Raw genomic sequence first — 17,257 nt, forward strand, 5'->3', positions numbered from 1 at the left:
CGCCGGCACGAACCACCGATGCCCGAACGTGTCGATGATTTCCCCTTCCCGCAACCCGCCGGCCGGATCGGCGGCAATCTCCGTGCCGAAGGGTCCGGCACATGACGCACACATTGAGCGCCGCGCTGACGGTAGGCGTCGTCGCCGCTGCTGCGCTTCTCGCCCCGGTGCAGGTGACCGCTGCCGCCACCGCCCGGCCGCCGGTCGTGACCACCAACAACGAGACCCCCGTGTTGTACGACGACATGACGGGTGGGAACGCCTCCGGTGACGATCCGGCGATCTGGGTCCATCCGGCGGACTCACGGAAATCCGTGGTGATCGTGACCGCCAAGGAGGGCGGCCTCCGCGTCTACGACATGGGCTCTCGTGAGCTTCAGTCGTTGCCCGCCACGAAGGCACCACGGAGCGACGCTGTCCCGGGCCGCTACAACAATGTGGACATCGCGTACGGCCTGCGCCTGGCCGGTCGCCGGGTCGACGTCGCCGTTGTCTCGGACCGCTACAACGATCAGCTCCGGTTCTTCGCCATCGACCCGGCCGGCGCGGTGGCGCGTACCCCGCTGACCGAGGTCACCGCGGCGGAGCAGAGCTTCCTGTTCAACCCCGACCGGGAGGCGGTCGAGCAGGAGCAGGCCGTCTACGGCCTCGCCGTCTGGCAGCCACGGCCCGGCGAGACGTACGCCGTCGTCACCCAGGAGGGCACGACGACCATCGCCACCGTCCGCATCGCGGCCATCGGTGGCAGGCTCGGTTACCGGGATATCCGGCGACATGCCATGCCGAGCCAATTCCGGCTGCCGGACGGCACGACCTGGCTGCCCTGCGAGGAGCCGGGCGTACTGCCGCAGCTCGAAGGCGTCGCGGTGGACCAGGCATCGGGCGTGCTCTACGCCGCGCAGGAGGACGTCGGCCTGTGGCGGCTACAACTGCCGCTCGGGCCGCGGAGCCGACCTACGCTCATCGACCGGGTCAGGGATTTCGGCATCCACGATGTCTACGACAGCGAGACCGAGGAGTGCCAGCCGATCGACCCGAACGCGAAGGGCTATGGCGGGAACCTGCTCAGTGCGGATGCCGAGGGCGTCGACATCTACTACGGGCGTGGCTCCACCGGGTATGTGATCGTCTCCAGCCAGGGCGACGACTCGTTCGCGGTCTACCAACGCCAAGGTACGAACCGGGCGGTTGGCAGCTTCCGGGTCGCCGGGGTCGGTGGCGTCGACGACATCAACGGCTCCGACGGCCTGGCAGTGACCAACCGCCCTGTCGGCGCGTACGCGCAGGGTCTGCTCGTCACCCACGACGAGCCCGAGACCGGCCCCGACGTGGACGCCGAACGCGACGCCACCAACTTCTCGTACGTCTCCTGGGGCGACGTCGCGCGGGCGCTGTCGCTGACCGTCGACGCCCGGGCCGGAAACGACCCTCGCCTGCGTTGACACCCCGAAGCCGGCCCGACCCGCTCGCGGCAGCTTTCGAAAGCTACGAGGGCAGCCAGGCGAAGCGGATGTCCGGGGCCTTCTCCTCGTTATGCGACCCGTCGGTCGCCTCAACCGGTACGAAGCCGTGCCGACGGTAGAACCGCTGCGCGCCGGTGTTGGCCGCGAACGTCCACAGCTGAAGGCCCTCCGGCCGACGGGACTTGGCAAGCTCGATCAGTTGTGAGCCCAACCCACGACCGGTCCAGGCGGGATCGACATAGAGCTGGTCGATCCAGTGGCCGTCCAGAACCAGCACGGCCAACGGCAGTTGGTGGCCATCCTCCGTCAGCCACACTTCCCGTTCAGCGATGACGACGCCCCTGACCCATTCGCGGATCTCCCCGTCCGAATGAACGGCCGGCGGAATCGCGCCGACCGCAGCACGGCGGGCGACGATGAGCAGGTCCGCAACTGCCCGCGCATCCTCGGCACCAGCACGACGAGATGCAGGAGATCCCAGTGACGAGGCATCAGACGGACCCAATGGCTGTTCGCCTTCCACATCGCCGGCACCGTCCCAGCGGTGTCATGTTCCGACGAGTAAACGCGGGTGCGTGCAGACCGGCAAGCGCATTAGCGTCTCGACCCATGACCTCGGACGCCTTCGTACCACCCGGCTTCACCCCACCGACGTCGCTGACCACCGACCGGTTCCGCCTCGAACCGCTGGGTCCGCGGCACAACGTGGCGGATCACGCCGCGTGGACGACGAGCATCGAGCACATCCGCGCCACACCTGGTTACCCGGACGGCAACTGGCCCCCGCCGAGCGGCATGTCGTTGGAGGAGAACCTCTCAGACCTGCGCCGTCATGCCGACGACTTCACCAGAGGCACCGGCTTCACCTTCACCGTCCTCGACCCGGTCGACGACGACGTCATCGGGTGTGTCTATTTCTACCCGTCAGGCTCGGTGGAGTACGACGTGACCGTCCAGTCCTGGGTGCGGGCCGACCGGGCAGACCTGGACGTGCCGCTCGCCAGCGCCGTCGGGAACTGGATCGCCACCGACTGGCCATGGGATCGCCCGGACCGGTGCGGCCGTTGACGATCCGAGCGGCGTCGAGGAACAACATGTGCGCAAGCGTCACGCCCGGCTCAGGCCGAGCGCCTCGTCCACCCGGTCCAGCACCGTCACGTCGTCGTGGCCGACGCCGCGCAGCAGGTCGATGGCGGTCGCCCGGATCTGGCCGACGATCATGGTGACCGGCAGCGGCGGGTCGGACCGGAGCAGGCCCGCGGCGATCCGGACCGCCTCCAGGGCCGCCGCGTCGGCCCGCTGCGCGTGCCGGTCGGCGTCGGCACCGCTGAGGTCGCTGGCCAGCGCCTCCCCGGCTGACCGTACGGCGGCGGTCAGCGCGCCGATCGCGGCGGCCAGCTCCAGCGGGGTGGCGGTGTGCCGGCGGGTCAGGGTCACACCGGCCCGGGCCAGCACCCGGATGTTGCGGGCGGCGTAGTCGAGCTGCCGCAGCGTCGCCTCGACGTCGGCGAGCTTGCCCAGGTGCCGGCGGCGCAGTCCCAGCCGCAGCGTCTCACCCGCGGCGAGCACGGCGGTCTGCAACTGGGTGACGCAGTCGTCCACCTGTCGGGCCTGGTCCAGCGCGTCGCGGGCGGCGTCCTCGTCGCAGCTCTCAAGCGCCGCGCTCACCTCGTCGAGCAGGTCGGCCAGGTCGGTGTAGCTGCGCCGGGCCTGCGCCACCAGCGGTGCCAGCGGGTCGCGGGCGGCCATCAACTGGCTGGCGGCCAACGCCACCGCGCCGCCGATGAGCGCGTCGACGAAGCGGAACGGCATCAGCGTGCCGTGCGGCGCGGCGATCAGCATCAGGTACATGGCCGAGACGGTGGCCTGCACGACCAGGGCCCGGCGGGCCCCGATAACCACAAGCGTCGTGGTGGTCAACACCAGCACCAGCAGGACCGTGCCGGTGCCCGGGCCCAGCGAGTACACCAACAGCTCCGCGACGAGCACGGCGGCGGCCACGGCGAGCAGGATCTCGACGGTCTGCCGTAGCCGTCGCCCGCGGGACTCACCGAGTACGACGAGCGCGACGGTCGGGGCGTAGAACGGGTCCGGGTGACGGATCACCACCGCCGCCACGATCCAGGCGACCACCGAGGCGGTGGTCAGCTCAACCACGGTCATCCCGTCGCCCCGCAACCGCGCGACGGCGTCGCGCCCCCACGTCCGCACCGGTGGTACCCCTTCCGCCCAGCGGACCGGGGACGGCCGCCGTTTGATCTTCTGCGAGGACGAGCACTACCCCGCCCGTGACCTGCGCAATCGCTCGGGTGGCGGGCGGCACAACCCGACCGCCGGTCAGGAGGTGCCGGGGGCGGCGTGGCGCCACTGGGACGGGGTCACCCCGTGTTCGGCTCGGAAGCGTTCGATGAAGTAGCTGACGTCGGGGTGCCCGCTGCGGCGGCGGTGGCGGCGAGCGAGACGGGCTCCTGGTGACCGCCGCGCCGGGCGCGCAACTCGGTGTCGAGCGAGACGAAGCGCTCGACCCGTCCCGCCCGGTCGGACGGCGGGATGCGCTGCCGTCGGGCGCGGTGGGTGCGATGACGAACCGACTCCCGTCGGTCACCGTCCACTTGCGACAACGGATCAGTGCAGGGGCCGGGCGTGCGCGTCGGGTACCCCGGACTTGCGGTGGAAGTAGGCGTTGATCTGGTCGCGCCACTCCCGTGCGCAGCGCAACTGCTCGTCGAGCCGTTCGGTCACCCGGGCGTGCACCGCCGCGTCCACCAGGCCGGCCAGTGACTGCCATCGCAGGCACGCCGCCTCCACCTCGGCCACACCGTCGAAGTGGGTGTCGTAAATGTGCTGGATGACGGTGCGACCGCTGTGCAGCACGTGCACGTACGGCACGTGGTGGAAGAAGAGCAGCAGTTCGTCGGGGCAGGTCTCCGGGGATTCGTACACCCGGGACCACGGCCGGGGGTACTGGCCGGTGAAACCGGTGCCGGTGGCCCGGGTGCGGTCCACGCCGACGCCGTCGCGATCGGCGAAGTGGTACGTGCCCCACCGGGTGTACTCGTATCCGTCGACGTCGGGGCCGTAGTGGTGTCCCGGTCGCACCATGAATCCGACGCCCAGCGGAGCGGTGTAACGCTCGTAGGTGCGCCACGAGTCGTCCATGATCTCGTGCAGGGTACGGCGGAGCAGGTCCGGGTCGGCGGTGGTGTCCGGGTGGAAGGTCAGCTCGATCCACTCGTCGAGCAGCTCCGCCGGTCGCAGTCGTGGATCCCAGGCCAGCCGGCCGAAGGCGTACAGGTTGGCCTGGGCCAGCGGATGTCCGGTCCAGAAGCGGTCGTCGCCCACGTTCGACACGGCGACCAGGCCGCCGCCGTCGGCGGCCACACCGGCGACGGTACATCCGTCGTCGCCCCAGCCGAACCGCAGCACCTCGCTCCACCAGGGAGCGAGGTAGCACACGTGCCGCTGCTGGCCGGTGTACTCCTGGGTGACCTGGAACTCCACCGCCAGCCGGGTGCCGGGCATCGCGGTGATCACCGGGGAGACGGGCTCCCGGGTCTGGAAGTCCATCGGGCCGTGCTTGACCTGGACGATGACGTTGTCCCGGAAGCGGCCGTCGAGCGGGGCGAAGTGGTCGGACGCGGCCCGGGCCCGGTCGGTGGAGCGGTCCCGCCAGTCCTGGCGGTGGTTGTAGACGAAGGCCCGCCAGTGCACCACCCCGCCGTGCGGGGCCAGCGCCTCGGCGAGCAGGTTCGCTCCGTCGGCGTGGTCGCGGCCGTAGCTGAACGGGCCCGGTTGTCCCTCCGAGTCGGCCTTGACCACGTAGCCGCCGAAGTCGGGGATGCGGGCGTACACCGCTGCCGTGGTCCCGGCCCACCAGGCCCGCACCGCGTCGTCGAGCGGATCGGCGGTGGGCAGGCCGGCGAGGACGACGGGCGCGGCGAAGGTGACCGACAGGTGCACCCGGATGCCGTACGGGCGGAACTCGTCGGCGATCTCGGCGACGTCGTCGAGCCGCTCGGTGAGCAGCCGCGCCTCGGTGGCGTGGACGTTCACGTTGTTCACCGCCACCGCGTTGATCCCACAGGCGGCCAGCAGTCGCGCGTACGCCCGCACCCGCGCCCGATCGCGGCGGGGCTGGCCGGCCCGCCAGAAGATCGACCCACCGGCGTAGCCGCGTTCGACCTGTCCCATCACCGGGTGCACGTCGACGTTGTCCCAGTGGTCGAGCATGCGACGGCGCATCGCGGGACGGTACGGCCGGGCCGCGTGCGGTGCGCCGAACGCCGACTCGCCGAGGCGGGTCAGGTGGAACAGCCCGTAGAGCAGCCCGGCCGGTTGGTCGGCGAGCAGCACCGTGACCTCGTTGCGGCGAGCGACGGCGTAGCCCTCCGCGCCGAGCGGTCCAGCACCGGCCGACTCGACCTCGACCAGGGCGGCGTCGAGTTCGGCTGGGCCGCCGTCGTCGACGGCCGGGACGAGGGCGAGCACCAGGCTCGGCGGTGGCCCCTCTGCTTCTCGCCGGACGGTGCCGCCGTGCTCGGCGCAGGCCCGCTCGACCTCCGTGACGACCGTGTCGACGAGCCCTCCGCCGCCGAGTACGAGGCAGTGCCGGGAGCCGATCGCGCGAAATGCCTCGGGCGGCAACCAGGCGGGGTGGACGTCGGTCGGAGCAGGGGCGGTCATCGCGCAGATCGTAACGTTGCCACCAAACGCGTCAAGATACTTCCGGAAGTTCCGGTGGCCGGTGGTACGCCGGGCGGGCGGGCCACCGACCGTTGGACCTACCCCCGTCAGGCCGGTTCGACGGGCAGCCACAGCTCGCACGTGGCGGTGCTGAAGTCGGCCGCGCGATCGAGGATCGCGACGATCGACGGGCCCGGCCGCAGCCGCCACGGGTTCGACGGGAACCATTCGGACGCGGTCGCGGCCCAGGTCTGTTGCAACTGCTGCGGGTACGCTCCGGCGGTCCGGAAGACCGCCCACGTGCCGGCCGGCGCCGCGACGCTGTCCAGGTCGTCGGGGACCGTGGCGTCGCCGGCGACGGCGACCCCGTGCAGGTAGGTCAGCTCGGTGCCCTCCACGGCGTCGGGGTCGACGCCGTCGGTGACCTGGAGCAGACCGGCCGGCTCGGTGTCACTGAGTTTCTTGAGCCGCTGGTGTTCCTCGGCCGGCAGGGCGGTGACGTGCCGAACGCCTCCGTGGAGCCGTACCCGTACCGCACCGCGATGCCGAGCAGGTCGTCCTCGCCGCGCACGACGTCGGCGGCGGCGACGGTCATCCGCCGCCGGCGTACGTACTCCGACAGCGGCATACCGGCAAGTGACGAGAACATCCGGCGCAGGTGGTACTCGGTCGTGCCGAGCGCACGAGCCGACCCGGGAACGTCGAGTTCCTCGGTGAGGTGCTCCTCGACGAGATCGACGAGCCGGTTGAGTGCCGAGATCATGGGACCTCCCTTCGAGATCCAGCCTGGCCCGTCCGCCCCCGGCCGCGCCCGATCGTCCTGGTCCGATCCGATCACCGGCGGCGGGTGGCGAGGCTCGACACACCGGCACCCGAAGCGGCCATCGCCGCAGGTCAGTGCAGCGCGACGCGCTCGCTTACCGGTTTCAGGTACACCGGGAGGTGGTCACCGGCCTGCGCGACGAACATGGCCACCTCGTACGCCATGTCGCCGACCTCCGCGTCGCCGTCGATACCGACGGCGAGGACGGCCCCGTTTCCGGTGGTGGCGTGGAACAGGAACGCCCGGGACATCTGCACCACCACCTGGTGCAGCTCGCCGTCACCACAGACCCGCGCGGCGGCCAGACCCAGCGCCTGGAGCCCACAGACCATGCTGGACAGTTGGCTGGCGAGTTCGTCGTCGATGCCCCGGGAGGCACCCAGCAGGAGCCCGTCCGGGGAGAGCACCACCGCGAACTGGGCACCCGGCACGCGGTCGACGATGTTGTCGAGCGCGCGGCCGAGGTTGTCGGCGGTGGCCACCGCAGAAGTCATGGCAGGTCCTCTCGTTTACGGAACCGGCGGATGAGGGCCGGGTCCGAGGCTCAGTTCGCGGCCCGTCGGGGCCACGGCTGTCCGTTCGTGGTGTACGACGGGTCAGCCAGAATGGTTCGAAGCAGGGCCAACAGGTCGGTGCGGTTGGCACAGTTGAGCCGCGACCGCATCCGAGCCACGTGGTGCTCCACAGTCTTGGCGGAGATGAACAACCGGTCGCCGATCTCCCGATAGGTGAGACCGGCGACGACAAGCTCGGCCACTTCCCGCTCCCGGTCGCTGAGCCGGTGCGAGACGGTGCCGGCCGCCGGCTTGCGGTCCTCGGCGGCGGACCGGCCCTGAAGCGCCCGTGCGCAGTCCAGCAGCGCCGTCATCGCCCGCCGGTCGGCGGTGCGGATGGCGGCCTGCCCGGCCAGCCGGGCACCGTCCCAGCACAGGCCGGTTTCGTGCAGGCCCCGGGCGGCGGCCTCGACCCGGACCGGGTCGACGGTGCCGCGCAGCACCTCCAGCCAACACTCGGCCGCGGCGGCCACCACAGCGGCGTACCGGCTGTGGTCGGCGGTGGCGAGCAGGGCGCTGACGTGCTCGTCGGCGGCGACCGGGTCGTCGGTGAGGATCGCCGCGTGCAGTCCACTCCAGTGCAGCGGCGTACGCCACAGCGGCGGATCGGCCAGACGGCCGAGCAGCTCGTGGGCGGCCCGCAGGTAGGGCTGGAGGCGACCCAGGTCGCCCAGGCGGGCACCGGCGATCGCCAGCTCGCCCAGCGGCAGCAGGGTGAACAGGTCGACCGGGTGGCGGACCACCGCCTCCAGCGCGGGCACCCAGCCGCGCTGCAACGCGCCGAGGTCGCTGGCACGCCGGGCGATGCCCATGGTCAACCCGGCGGCGAAGAGCAGGTCGCGGGATTCCAGCTCGGCGCCGGCGGTCGCCTCGGCGAGTTGCTCACCGGCGGCGGCGATCCGCCCCCGCGCCATCAGGATCCAGGCACGCAGCAGCCGGTGCCGACCGGTCAGCAGCGGCCCGCCGATACCGCTGGCCAGAGCCCGGTCGAGAACCCGCTCGGCGATGTCCAGCTCACCACAGTGCACGGCGGTCAGCGCCGCCAGAGCGGCGGGACTGTCCGGCAGCAGCACCGCCCGCCCGTCGGGTTCCAGCAGAGCCGCGGCCTGCACCAGGGTGGACAGGGCCGCCGACGGGGTGCCGTGGACACTTTCGCGTACCCCGTCGGCCATCAGCCGGGCGGCACTGGCCTGCAGCGTCGGCGGGCTGTCCGCGACGGGTTCGGGATGTTCAGTGGGACGGGCGGTGGCGAGCGCGCCGACCGCGGCGAAGGCGTGCGCGCTGACCCCGCCGGACCAGCGGTACAACTCCACGCTGCGATCGGTCTGTCCACGGTGGGCCAGTGCGGTGGCGGCGACGAGGGCGGCCTCCGCGCGGGCGTCCGGCGGCGCGGAGGTGAGCAGCCGGTCGGCCAGTCGCAGCGCGAGATCGAGGTCAGCGGCGAGGGCGGCGGCAACGGCCTGCCGGACGCCGGTGGGTCGGCCGGCGGTGCCCGCAGCGGCGAACAGTCGGGCCGCCAACGCCGGTTCGCCACCAAGGGCCTCCTCGGCCGCCGCCTCCAGGGTGGCGGCCGGGCAGTCACCGGCGACACCGGCCGCCAGCAGCGAGCGCACCAGCGGCAGCACCGGTGCGCCGTGGCTGAGCGCGAGGTCGCTGAGCAGGTGCCAGACGGCGGTGCGGTCGGCGGCCGGGCTCAGCGTGGTCACCGCCCGCCGGACGAGCGGGGAGGGTTGGCCGTCGGCGCCCAGCAGCCCGGCGGCGCGGGCTTCGGCGACGAGGTCGTCGATCTCCGCCGGTTCGCGGTCGAGCAGTGGGCGCAGCGCCCCGGCCGGCAGCGGAACGCCGGCAGCCAAGGCGATCAGCAGCCGGCGCACGTCGGCGGAGAGGTGGTCCAGGTCCGGACCGAGGTGCAGCACCACCTGGCGGGGCGGTTCGGTAGGTACGCCGGTCGCCGCCTCCTGCTCGCGCAGCCCGTCGACCAGCCATCCCACATGCCGAGGCACCCCGCCGCTCTGGCTGTGCACGAAGTCGACCAGGTCCGGGCGGCGGCCGAGGCGGGGCACGGCGGCGAGGTACGCGGTGGTGCGCGCCCGGGTGAACGGGGTGAGCAGTAGTTGGCGTCCCTCCCGGCGCAGCGTGTCGGTCAGGTCGATCAGAGCCGCCGGTCGGGGCCACGGTCGGTAGCTGATCGCGACACGGTGCCGACGGTCGGACACCAGCCGCCGCAGCGTACGCAGCCGGGCCTCGTCGAGCAGGTGCGCGTCGTCGATCAGCAGCACCGTGTCGGGGACGTACGCCTCCTCGGTGGCCGGTACATCGGTGTGGACGGTGACGCCGGCCCGGGTGTACCGGGCGGCCAGTTCCTGGAGGTAGGTGGTGCGGCCGTGGCCGCCCGGTCCGGTCACCGCGAGGGCGAGCGGCGCGGCCGGGTCGGCGGTGATCGTGTCGAGCAGGTCGGTCGGTTCGGCGTCGAGGACCAGCGGGCTGTCCGCCACGGCGCTCGTCATCATGGCGGTCATCCTTCGTGTTCCCGGCTGCGGGCGAGCTTTCGGCGAGATCGCTTCGGCAGGTCGAGGGGTGGGTAGCGGATCGGCGGGCGGGGCGGTGGCTCGTCGCGGGGGGCCAGGTCGTCGGCCGGGTCCACGGGTGGGCCGGCGGTGCGCGCCATCGAAGCAACGGACGCGGTGGCGACGGTCCCGGGGGCTCCGACGGTCGCGGGTGGACCGGCCGGTGGCGTCGGGCCGGCCGGCAGCGGGCGTGGGGACAGGATCCGGGTGCCGGCTGCGGCGGCACCCGCCGCCGCCGTGTTCTGCGGATCGGGTGCGGTCTCGACCGGAAAACCGGCCGTGGCGAGCAGCTCGGCGACCAGCGGCACCCGGCTGGCGCCGCCGGCCAGCAGCACGCCGTCGAGCTGTGCGGGTGCCAGGTCGGCGGCGCGGACGGCCTGTGCCAGCAGCTCCACTGTGGCCTGGACCGTCGGCCGGATCAGTTCCTCGAACGCCAGCCTGGTCACCGGCACCCGGACGGGTCCGGTCGGCAGCGACATCGCCACGTCGGTCTGCGACCCGACGGTCAGCTCCCGTTTGGCCCGTTCACACTCGACGGGCAGCTGAACCAGGGCGCCACGGGCACCGGGGCCGGCGGCGGCCAACTCCCGGGCGAGCACGGCGCAAACGTGCGCGGCCAGCGCATCGTCGAAGTCGGCGCCGCCGAGCCGGGTGAGCGCCGTGGGGACGCCGACGGTCTCGTACCGGTCCCGGGTGTTGCGCCGGACCAGCGCGGTCTCGAAGGTGCCGCCGCCCAGCGCGTACACGGCGGCGATCCCACCGGCGAAGCCCCGGGCGGCGTGTCCCTCCGCCACGGTGACCGTGCGGGGCAGCAGCGTCACCGCACCCAGGCCGTAGTCCCACAACGCGTTGTGCAGCAGGTCGCAGCGGTACCTCCCCCAGGAGGCGGGGTGACTGAGCACAACCATCTCGGCCGGCGCGCCGCGGGCGCCGTGGACCTGATCGACCACGTGCGCGGCGAGCAACGCGACAAGGGTCTCCGGCCGGTACCGCTCACCGGCGAGCAGCAGCGGGACGTCGTCGCCGACCCGGCTCAGCACCCCCCGGGCGGTACGCTCCGATTCGTCACCCTCACCGAGAGCGAACGTGCCGTCGGTGGAGAGCAGCAGCGTCGACGGCAGCGACCCCGGCCCGGAGTGCAGGGCGACGGGCTCCGGGTGACCCCAGTGCCCGTCCCGGTGCCGGGCGACCGCGGCGACGGTGCTGGTGTTGCCGATGTCGATCCCGAGCACGTAGGCCATCTGCTTTCTTCCTTGACCGCGTCGGCCTTGGGGTGGGCCGGACAGGCCCGCCGTTGCGGGCCGCCCCGGGGGACCCCGTGGGCTCCTACGTTCGTACCAGAGATCACTCCGGCATCAGGAGCCCCAACTTCGGCGGGCGCCGGTCCCCCACTCCCCCTAACGTACGAGAGCCCGGATGCCCCTAATCGAACGGGTCGGATTGCGGGATCGTCCCCGATGCCCGGCCCCGGACGCCGCCCGTAGCGTCATCGGCGATCACCGGTCGTTGACGTTTCGCCGAGGAGAGAACCCCCAACATGGACCAGACCCTGCACGACTTCGTGCTCAACCTGCTGACCGACGCGGACGCCCGGTCCGCGTTCGACCTCGACCCGGAGGGCGCGCTGCGGGCCGCCGGCCTCGGTGACATCACGGCCGCCGACGTCCAGGACGTGGTGCCGCTGGTGGTGGACTACGCGCCGGTGCAGGGGCTCGCCCCCGTCGCCCCGGTTACCGGGCAGCTCGGCCTCGACCCGCTGGTCGGTGACGCCACCGATGCGATCAGCCAGTTGCAGAGCGTGGCGCAGCAGATCAGCGTCGGCAGCGCCCACTCCGGAGTGGACGTCAAGGCCGGGGTGCTCGGCACCATCGCGGTCGACCCGTCGACGGTGACCGCGGGGGCGAGCGTCTTCCCGGGAGTCGGCGTCGGCGTGACCCCCACCGGGGTGGGCGTGGACCTGTCCGACGTACACGATGTGGCCGACACCCTCGACGCGGACGTGGTAGCCCCGCTCGACCGCGCCACGGAGCCGGCGCTCGGTAACGTCACCGGCGCGGTGGGTGACCCCGTGTCCGCGGTGAACGGCACCACCTCCGGGCTGCTGGACACCACGTCCGGTCTGCTTCCCGGCACCACCAGTCAGGTCGGCGATCTGGTCGGTTCGCTCGGTGTCGGCGACACCCTGGGCGGGCTCGGCCTGACCGGCGACACCGGCGGCGTGGTGCCGTCGCTGGACCTGGATTCCACTGTGGGCGGTCTGACCGGGCAGGTCGACGGCCTGTTGGGCGGTGTCACCGGCGGCGTCACCGGCGGCAAGGTGGGGCTGCTGGACGGCGGGGTCAGTGGTTCGGTGAGCGGGGACACGGCAACCCATGGCGAGGCCTCCACCTCGACCGGCGGGGTGCTGGGCCTCACCGACGGTCTGCTCTGACACCCGCCCGCTCTTCGCACTTGATAATTGAGCCGAATTCAGCACACTTGGTGCGGTGATGGCGGGAATCTGGCTCGACGCGCTCGACGACATCGCCCGCACGTGCCAGGAACACGGTCGGGGGGATCTGCTTCAGGCGGTCCGCCTCAAGCGCGCCCACCTGCTCGATCCGACGTTGACCGTGCTGGTGGTCGGCGAGCCGAACCAGGGCAAGAGTCAGCTGGCCAACGCGATCGTCAACGCACCGGTCTGCCCGGTCGGTGACGGGACCACGACCGTCCTGCCGACGGTGCTGCGGCACGCCGAGGTCGCCTCGGCGACGGTGGTGCAGACACCACTGACGCGGCCGGGAACGCCACCGGCCGCCGATCCGCCAGCCGTGCAACGGACCCCGGTGCCGACCGACCAGATCGCCGCCGGGGTCGGCGGCAGCACCGGCCGGCTGCCCGGCGGCGGCCCCGCGTACATCGAGATCGGCCTGCCCCGAGCGCTGCTCGGGGCAGGCGTGGTGCTGGTCGACATGCCGGGCGGCGGTGATGTCGCCGCAGTCGGCGCCGGCGCCCCGGTCGCCGCCCTGGCCCGCGCGGACACCGTGCTGCTGGTCACCGACTCCACCCGGGACCTGTCGGTCAACGAGCTGAACATGCTGCTGCACCTCACCCGGTCGCACTCCAATGTGGCAGTGGTACAGACCAAGACGGATCTGGTGCCGGACTGGCGGGCCGTGGCCGACCGGAACCGGCGGCACCTGGCCGACGCCGGGGTGCCGGCCCCCTTGATCCCGGTGTCTGCCGCGCTGCGATTGCACGCCGCCGCCACCGACGACCACGCGCTCAACGCGGAGTCCGGCTTCCCGGCGCTGATCGCCCTGCTCCGGCGACACCTGACGGCGAAGCCCGACACCCTGGCCCGGGCAGCCGTGGTGCTGACCGCCCGCACCGTGGTGGAGCAGCTCGCCGCGCCGCTGCGGGCGGAACTGACCGATCAGCGCTCGGCCGAGGACTCCGCGCCGATGGCCCGGCTGCACGCGGCGCAGCGGGAGGTCGACGAGCTGCGGCGGTGCGCCACCCGATGGCAGAACACGTTGACCGACGAGATGGCCGATCTGATCTCCGACATCGAGCACGATCTACGCGACCGCACCCGGCAGATCCTGCGGATGGTCGACGAGGCGTTCGAGACCGCCGACCCGCTGGTGGCGTGGGACGCCGTCGCGCAGTGGCTGGAGGAGAGCCTCGTCGAGGCAGCCGCGGCGAACCGGCGATGGCTGGTGCAGCGGTGCGACTGGATCGCCCGGCGGGTAGCCGGGTCGTTCGCCCGCTACGGCCACGGGTCGCTGCCACCGTGGCCGTTGACCGCCTCGGCGGAGTACGGCGCACCCGTGCCGGAGCTGGAACGTCCGCACGTCGACCGGTTCACCGTCGGCCAGAAGATGTTCACCGGCATGAAGGGCTCCTACGGTGGGCTGCTGATGTTCGGCCTGGCGCTCACCCTGGCCGGCATGCCGATGATCAACCCGATCTCGATCGGCGCCGGCGCCCTGTTCGGCGGCAAGAGCATCCGCGACGAGGGCAAGCAGTTGCTGCGTCGCCGGCAGGCCACGGTCAAGGCGGCGGTGCAACGGCACGTCGACGACTTCTTCATCCAGGTCAGCAAGGACAGCCGGGACGCGGCCCGCCGGGCACAGCGGGTGCTGCGGGATCACTTCGCCGCCCTTACCGACGAGTTGCAGACCGCCATCATCGAGTCGTTGCGCAGCGCCAAGGAGGCCGCCGACACCGACGCGGCGGCCCGGGAGCGACGCCAGCGCGAGATCCAGCAGCGGATGATCCGGCTGGCCGAGCTGTACGAGCAGGCGCAGCAGGTCACCGCCGCCCGCCCGGCGTCACTGGCATGACCGGTGCGCGACTGGACGCGGCGGTGCGGGAACTGCTGCACCGGGCGCTGCACGGCTACCGTGACAACCCCCGGGCCACCGAGCTGCTGCGGCACCAGTTGGCCCGCTACGACCAGCCGCTGCGGGTCGCCGTCGTCGGCGGGTGGCGTAGCGGCAAGTCGACCCTGCTCAACGCCCTGATGGGTGAGGAGGTGGCCCCGGTCGACGGGAGCGCCTTCACCTGGTACGAGGACGGGCCGGAGCCGGACGCCACCGGGTACTCCACGAGTCACCCGCCGCAGCGGCTGGCGGTGCTGCGCGCCGGCACCGGGATGCGGGTCGACCTCACCGGTTGGCGCGCCGGGGAACTACGCGACATCGTGGTGCGGTGGCCGGCACGCTCGCTGCGACAGGTGACGTTGCTCGACACCCCGGCGCTCGGCGCGGCCGAGGAGCAGGCGGCGGATCCGGTGCTGGTGCGGGTGCTGCGGGAGGCCGACGCGCTGCTCTACCTGACCCGCGACGCCCGGGGGGCCGACCTGCGGATCCTGGGGGCGACCCGGGTAGGCGTCGTCGGGCAGGCCGCGCCGGTCCACACGATCATGGTGCTGGCGCGGGTGGACGAATCCGGTGGCGGTCGGGTCGACGCGCTGCTCGGCGCTCGTCAGCTCGCCCGACGGGCGCTCCGGGACCCGCACGTGGACGCGCTGTGCGTGACGGTGGTGCCGTGCAGCGGGCTGCTCGGTCTGGCCGGCCGGGTGCTCGGTGAGACCGAGTTCGCCGCGCTGGCGGCCCTGGCCCGGGTGCCGCGAGCCGAGCTTGAGCCGTACCTCCTCTCCGCCGAGCGGTTCGCCCGGGGCGAGCCTCCGGGCGGGTTGGACGCGGCCACCCGTGGCGCGCTGCTGGAGCGGCTCGGCGTGGTCGGGATCCGCCTGGCGACCACTCTCGTGCGCACCGGCTGCGACAACCGGGGGGCTCTGGCCGCCGAGCTGGTTCGCCGCAGCGGCCTCGGTGAGCTACGCGAGTCCCTCAACCGCCTCTTCGTCGACCGCCGGCACGTGCTCAAGGCACGGTCGGCGCTGGCGGCGGTGGAGGCGGTGCTGCGGGACGAACCGGGACCGGCCACCGGCGACCTGTTCGCCGCGTTGGAGCGGCTGCTCGCCGGCGCGCACGAGTTCGCCGAGTCGCGGCTGCTGGCCGCGCTGCGCGACGGCCGCCTCGGGTTCGACGCCGAGCTGGCCGCCGAGGCGCGGCGGCTGGTCGGTGGGGACGGTGACGAACCGGCCGCCCGGCTGGGCATCGCGCCCGACGCGACACTGGCGTGGCTGTGGGAGACCGCCGCCGAGGCACGCTGGCGGTGGCGGAAACGTGCCGAGGATCCCGTACTCGCGTTGCCGCAGCGGCGGGGCGCGCAGGTGGTGGCCCGCAGCTGCGAGGGTCTGCTCGCCGAGCTGGCCGCCGCCCACGCCCGCTAGGACGGTAGTCCCTGGCCGGTCTCGGCGGGCCTCGGGCACCGGCCACGTCGGGGATCGGAGCCTGGTCAGGCAGGCCGCGCCGGAGCGTGCAGACCCACCAGGCCGGGCACGGTGGCGCGGCCGAGTTGCGCGCCGGTGACCGGATCCTTCCAGCACACCGCTGCCCGCTGGCCCAGATAGAGGCGAGTGTCGTCCGGGCTGAGCAGGACGCCGGTGACCGGATCGGCGGTGGTCCGCTCGGCGGTGACGGCGAGCCCGGCCAGCTCCACGGCCCGCACGGCGGTGCCGGCACCGATGAACAGCCGGTCGGCGGAGGCCGCCGCGAACGCCGGACCACTGCCAGCGCCGAGGGCGGCGACGCGGCGTACGGTCAGCTCCTCGGTGGATATCTCCGCGACGGCACCGGAGCCGACGTCGGCGACGTAGAGCCGGGCGCCGTCCGGCGTGATCGCCATGGTGTGGCCGTCGGCGCGGCCCTCCCCGAACGGGTGCGGCAGATCCACGCAGTACGCCCACCGCTGTTCCAGGTGCAGCGTGTGCACGAAGGCGTGCACGTCGCTGCCTGGCCGGCCGCTGATCCGGTCGCGGGTGTGCTGATGGTCGGGCTGGTGGGTGTAGAGCGTGTAGAGCACGGCGCGGTTCGGGGCCAGCACCGCCTGCCGTCCGTCACCACGCATCTCCTCCTCCGCGCCCTCCGGCACAGGTGTCTTGGCCCGGGTGAGCAGCGGCCCGGTGACTCCGGTCGCGAGGTCGACCAGGCGCACCCGGTAGCGGTCCGGCGCGGCCGGCGGCAGCCACTCCAGCACGAACAGCCCGGCCAGGTCGTGGGTGAACGCCTCCGGCACCACGTTGCCCGGCAGCCGCAGCCGTTGCCGCACACCGGCGGTGTCGGCGATCAGCACAGGCGTCTCGGCGCGTCCGGCGGGCCGGTCCCCGGTGGCGCTGAGGCGTTCGGTGGTCAGCGCTAGCCGGGTGCCGTCGGTGGAGGCGGTCTGCGGCACCCACCGGCCCGGCAGCCGTACCCGCTCGGAAACGTTGCCCCGGCTGGCGTCGACGCGCCACAGGTCGGTGTCGGCGTCGTTGGCGGCGGCCGTCCACACCAGCCGTCCATCGGCGGTGGCCACTCCGGCGCCGATCCTCTGCCGGTCGGCACCACGCAGCACGGTCAGGCCGCCGTCGAGGGTGACGAGCAGTGGGTCCGGTAGCGGGTCGGCGGCGGCCGGGGTCGGCTCGCAGCCGACCAGGGTGGCGGCGCCGGCACCGGCCAGGGCGGTCAGCAGGGTACGCCGCGGAAACGTCGTGTTCGCCATCATGACCGGGTGACACCGGCGGGCCGTTTCGGGTTCCCACTCGGCGCGATGGAACCTCATCGGCACGGGCGGTGT

The 17,257-nt window shown here is 72.8% G+C and carries 14 protein-coding genes and 1 pseudogene; 5 read left to right on the plus strand and 10 right to left on the minus strand.

The annotated features are described in order from the left end of the window. Positions 1–101: 101 nt before the first annotated feature. Complete coding sequence (locus AC2CHE_RS14120) at positions 102–1,442, plus strand: phytase (protein WP_484505353.1); 1,341 nt, start codon at positions 102–104, stop codon at positions 1,440–1,442. A 43-nt stretch (positions 1,443–1,485) separates the two neighbouring features. Here AC2CHE_RS14120 and AC2CHE_RS14125 read toward each other — a convergent pair whose 3' ends face one another. Continuing rightward, positions 1,486–1,986: a GNAT family N-acetyltransferase gene (locus tag AC2CHE_RS14125; RefSeq protein WP_484505354.1), complete on the minus strand. Its 501-nt coding sequence runs from the start codon at positions 1,984–1,986 to the stop codon at positions 1,486–1,488. Positions 1,987–2,072: 86 nt separating this feature from the next. Here AC2CHE_RS14125 and AC2CHE_RS14130 point away from each other — a divergent pair, with 86 nt between their 5' ends. After that, on the plus strand, positions 2,073–2,531 hold the full coding sequence (locus tag AC2CHE_RS14130) for a GNAT family N-acetyltransferase (protein ID WP_484505355.1): 459 nt from the start codon (positions 2,073–2,075) through the stop codon (positions 2,529–2,531). Between the two features lie 39 nt (positions 2,532–2,570). Here AC2CHE_RS14130 and AC2CHE_RS14135 read toward each other — a convergent pair whose 3' ends face one another. From AC2CHE_RS14135 to AC2CHE_RS14170, 8 genes and pseudogenes are all read right to left on the minus strand, one after another. Then, positions 2,571–3,674, minus strand: coding sequence for an FUSC family protein (locus AC2CHE_RS14135; RefSeq protein ID WP_484505356.1), 1,104 nt, complete (start codon positions 3,672–3,674; stop codon positions 2,571–2,573). Between the two features lie 126 nt (positions 3,675–3,800). After that, a pseudogene (locus AC2CHE_RS14140) lies at positions 3,801–3,905 on the minus strand (helix-turn-helix transcriptional regulator); the annotation flags it as partial. A 183-nt stretch (positions 3,906–4,088) separates the two neighbouring features. Next, positions 4,089–6,146 (minus strand): alpha-glucuronidase, encoded by a 2,058-nt coding sequence (locus tag AC2CHE_RS14145; RefSeq protein ID WP_484505357.1) that lies wholly within the window; start codon positions 6,144–6,146, stop codon positions 4,089–4,091. Between the two features lie 107 nt (positions 6,147–6,253). Then, a complete protein-coding gene (locus tag AC2CHE_RS14150) occupies positions 6,254–6,544 on the minus strand; it encodes a GyrI-like domain-containing protein (protein ID WP_484505358.1) in 291 nt (96 codons plus the stop codon). Beyond that, complete coding sequence (locus tag AC2CHE_RS14155; RefSeq protein WP_484505359.1) at positions 6,526–6,909, minus strand: helix-turn-helix transcriptional regulator; 384 nt, start codon at positions 6,907–6,909, stop codon at positions 6,526–6,528. Before AC2CHE_RS14155 ends, AC2CHE_RS14150 begins: the two co-directional genes overlap by 19 nt. 131 nt (positions 6,910–7,040) lie before the next feature. Further along, a complete protein-coding gene (locus tag AC2CHE_RS14160) occupies positions 7,041–7,463 on the minus strand; it encodes a roadblock/LC7 domain-containing protein (protein WP_484505360.1) in 423 nt (140 codons plus the stop codon). Between the two features lie 50 nt (positions 7,464–7,513). Further along, positions 7,514–10,033, minus strand: a complete 2,520-nt coding sequence (locus tag AC2CHE_RS14165; protein ID WP_484505361.1) for a helix-turn-helix transcriptional regulator — start codon at positions 10,031–10,033, stop codon at positions 7,514–7,516. Positions 10,034–10,038: 5 nt separating this feature from the next. Next, the gene (locus tag AC2CHE_RS14170) at positions 10,039–11,331 is read right to left on the minus strand and encodes an Hsp70 family protein (RefSeq protein WP_484505362.1); all 1,293 of its coding nucleotides are present in this window, start codon (positions 11,329–11,331) and stop codon (positions 10,039–10,041) included. A gap of 296 nt (positions 11,332–11,627) precedes the next feature. On the opposite strand from AC2CHE_RS14170, the gene AC2CHE_RS14175 reads away from it, so the two are divergent. Genes AC2CHE_RS14175 through AC2CHE_RS14185 form a run of 3 tightly spaced genes read left to right on the plus strand, consistent with a single transcriptional unit; the run spans position 11,628 to position 15,872 of the window. Then, entirely contained in the window at positions 11,628–12,521 is an 894-nt protein-coding gene (locus tag AC2CHE_RS14175) for an IniB N-terminal domain-containing protein (RefSeq protein WP_484505363.1), read from the plus strand. 58 nt (positions 12,522–12,579) lie between these two features. Beyond that, positions 12,580–14,418 carry a dynamin family protein gene (locus AC2CHE_RS14180; RefSeq protein ID WP_484505364.1) on the plus strand — a complete coding sequence of 613 codons (1,839 nt, stop codon included), beginning with the start codon at positions 12,580–12,582 and terminating at the stop codon, positions 14,416–14,418. Beyond that, on the plus strand, positions 14,415–15,872 hold the full coding sequence (locus tag AC2CHE_RS14185) for a hypothetical protein (protein ID WP_484505365.1): 1,458 nt from the start codon (positions 14,415–14,417) through the stop codon (positions 15,870–15,872). The genes AC2CHE_RS14180 and AC2CHE_RS14185 overlap by 4 nt, the downstream gene beginning before the upstream one ends. 65 nt (positions 15,873–15,937) lie before the next feature. On the opposite strand, the gene AC2CHE_RS14190 is transcribed toward AC2CHE_RS14185, so the two are convergent. Next, positions 15,938–17,182, minus strand: a complete 1,245-nt coding sequence (locus AC2CHE_RS14190) for a YncE family protein (RefSeq protein ID WP_484505366.1) — start codon at positions 17,180–17,182, stop codon at positions 15,938–15,940. Positions 17,183–17,257: the final 75 nt, after the last annotated feature.

It is taken from the genome of Micromonospora sp. ATLC16, assembly GCF_057196645.1.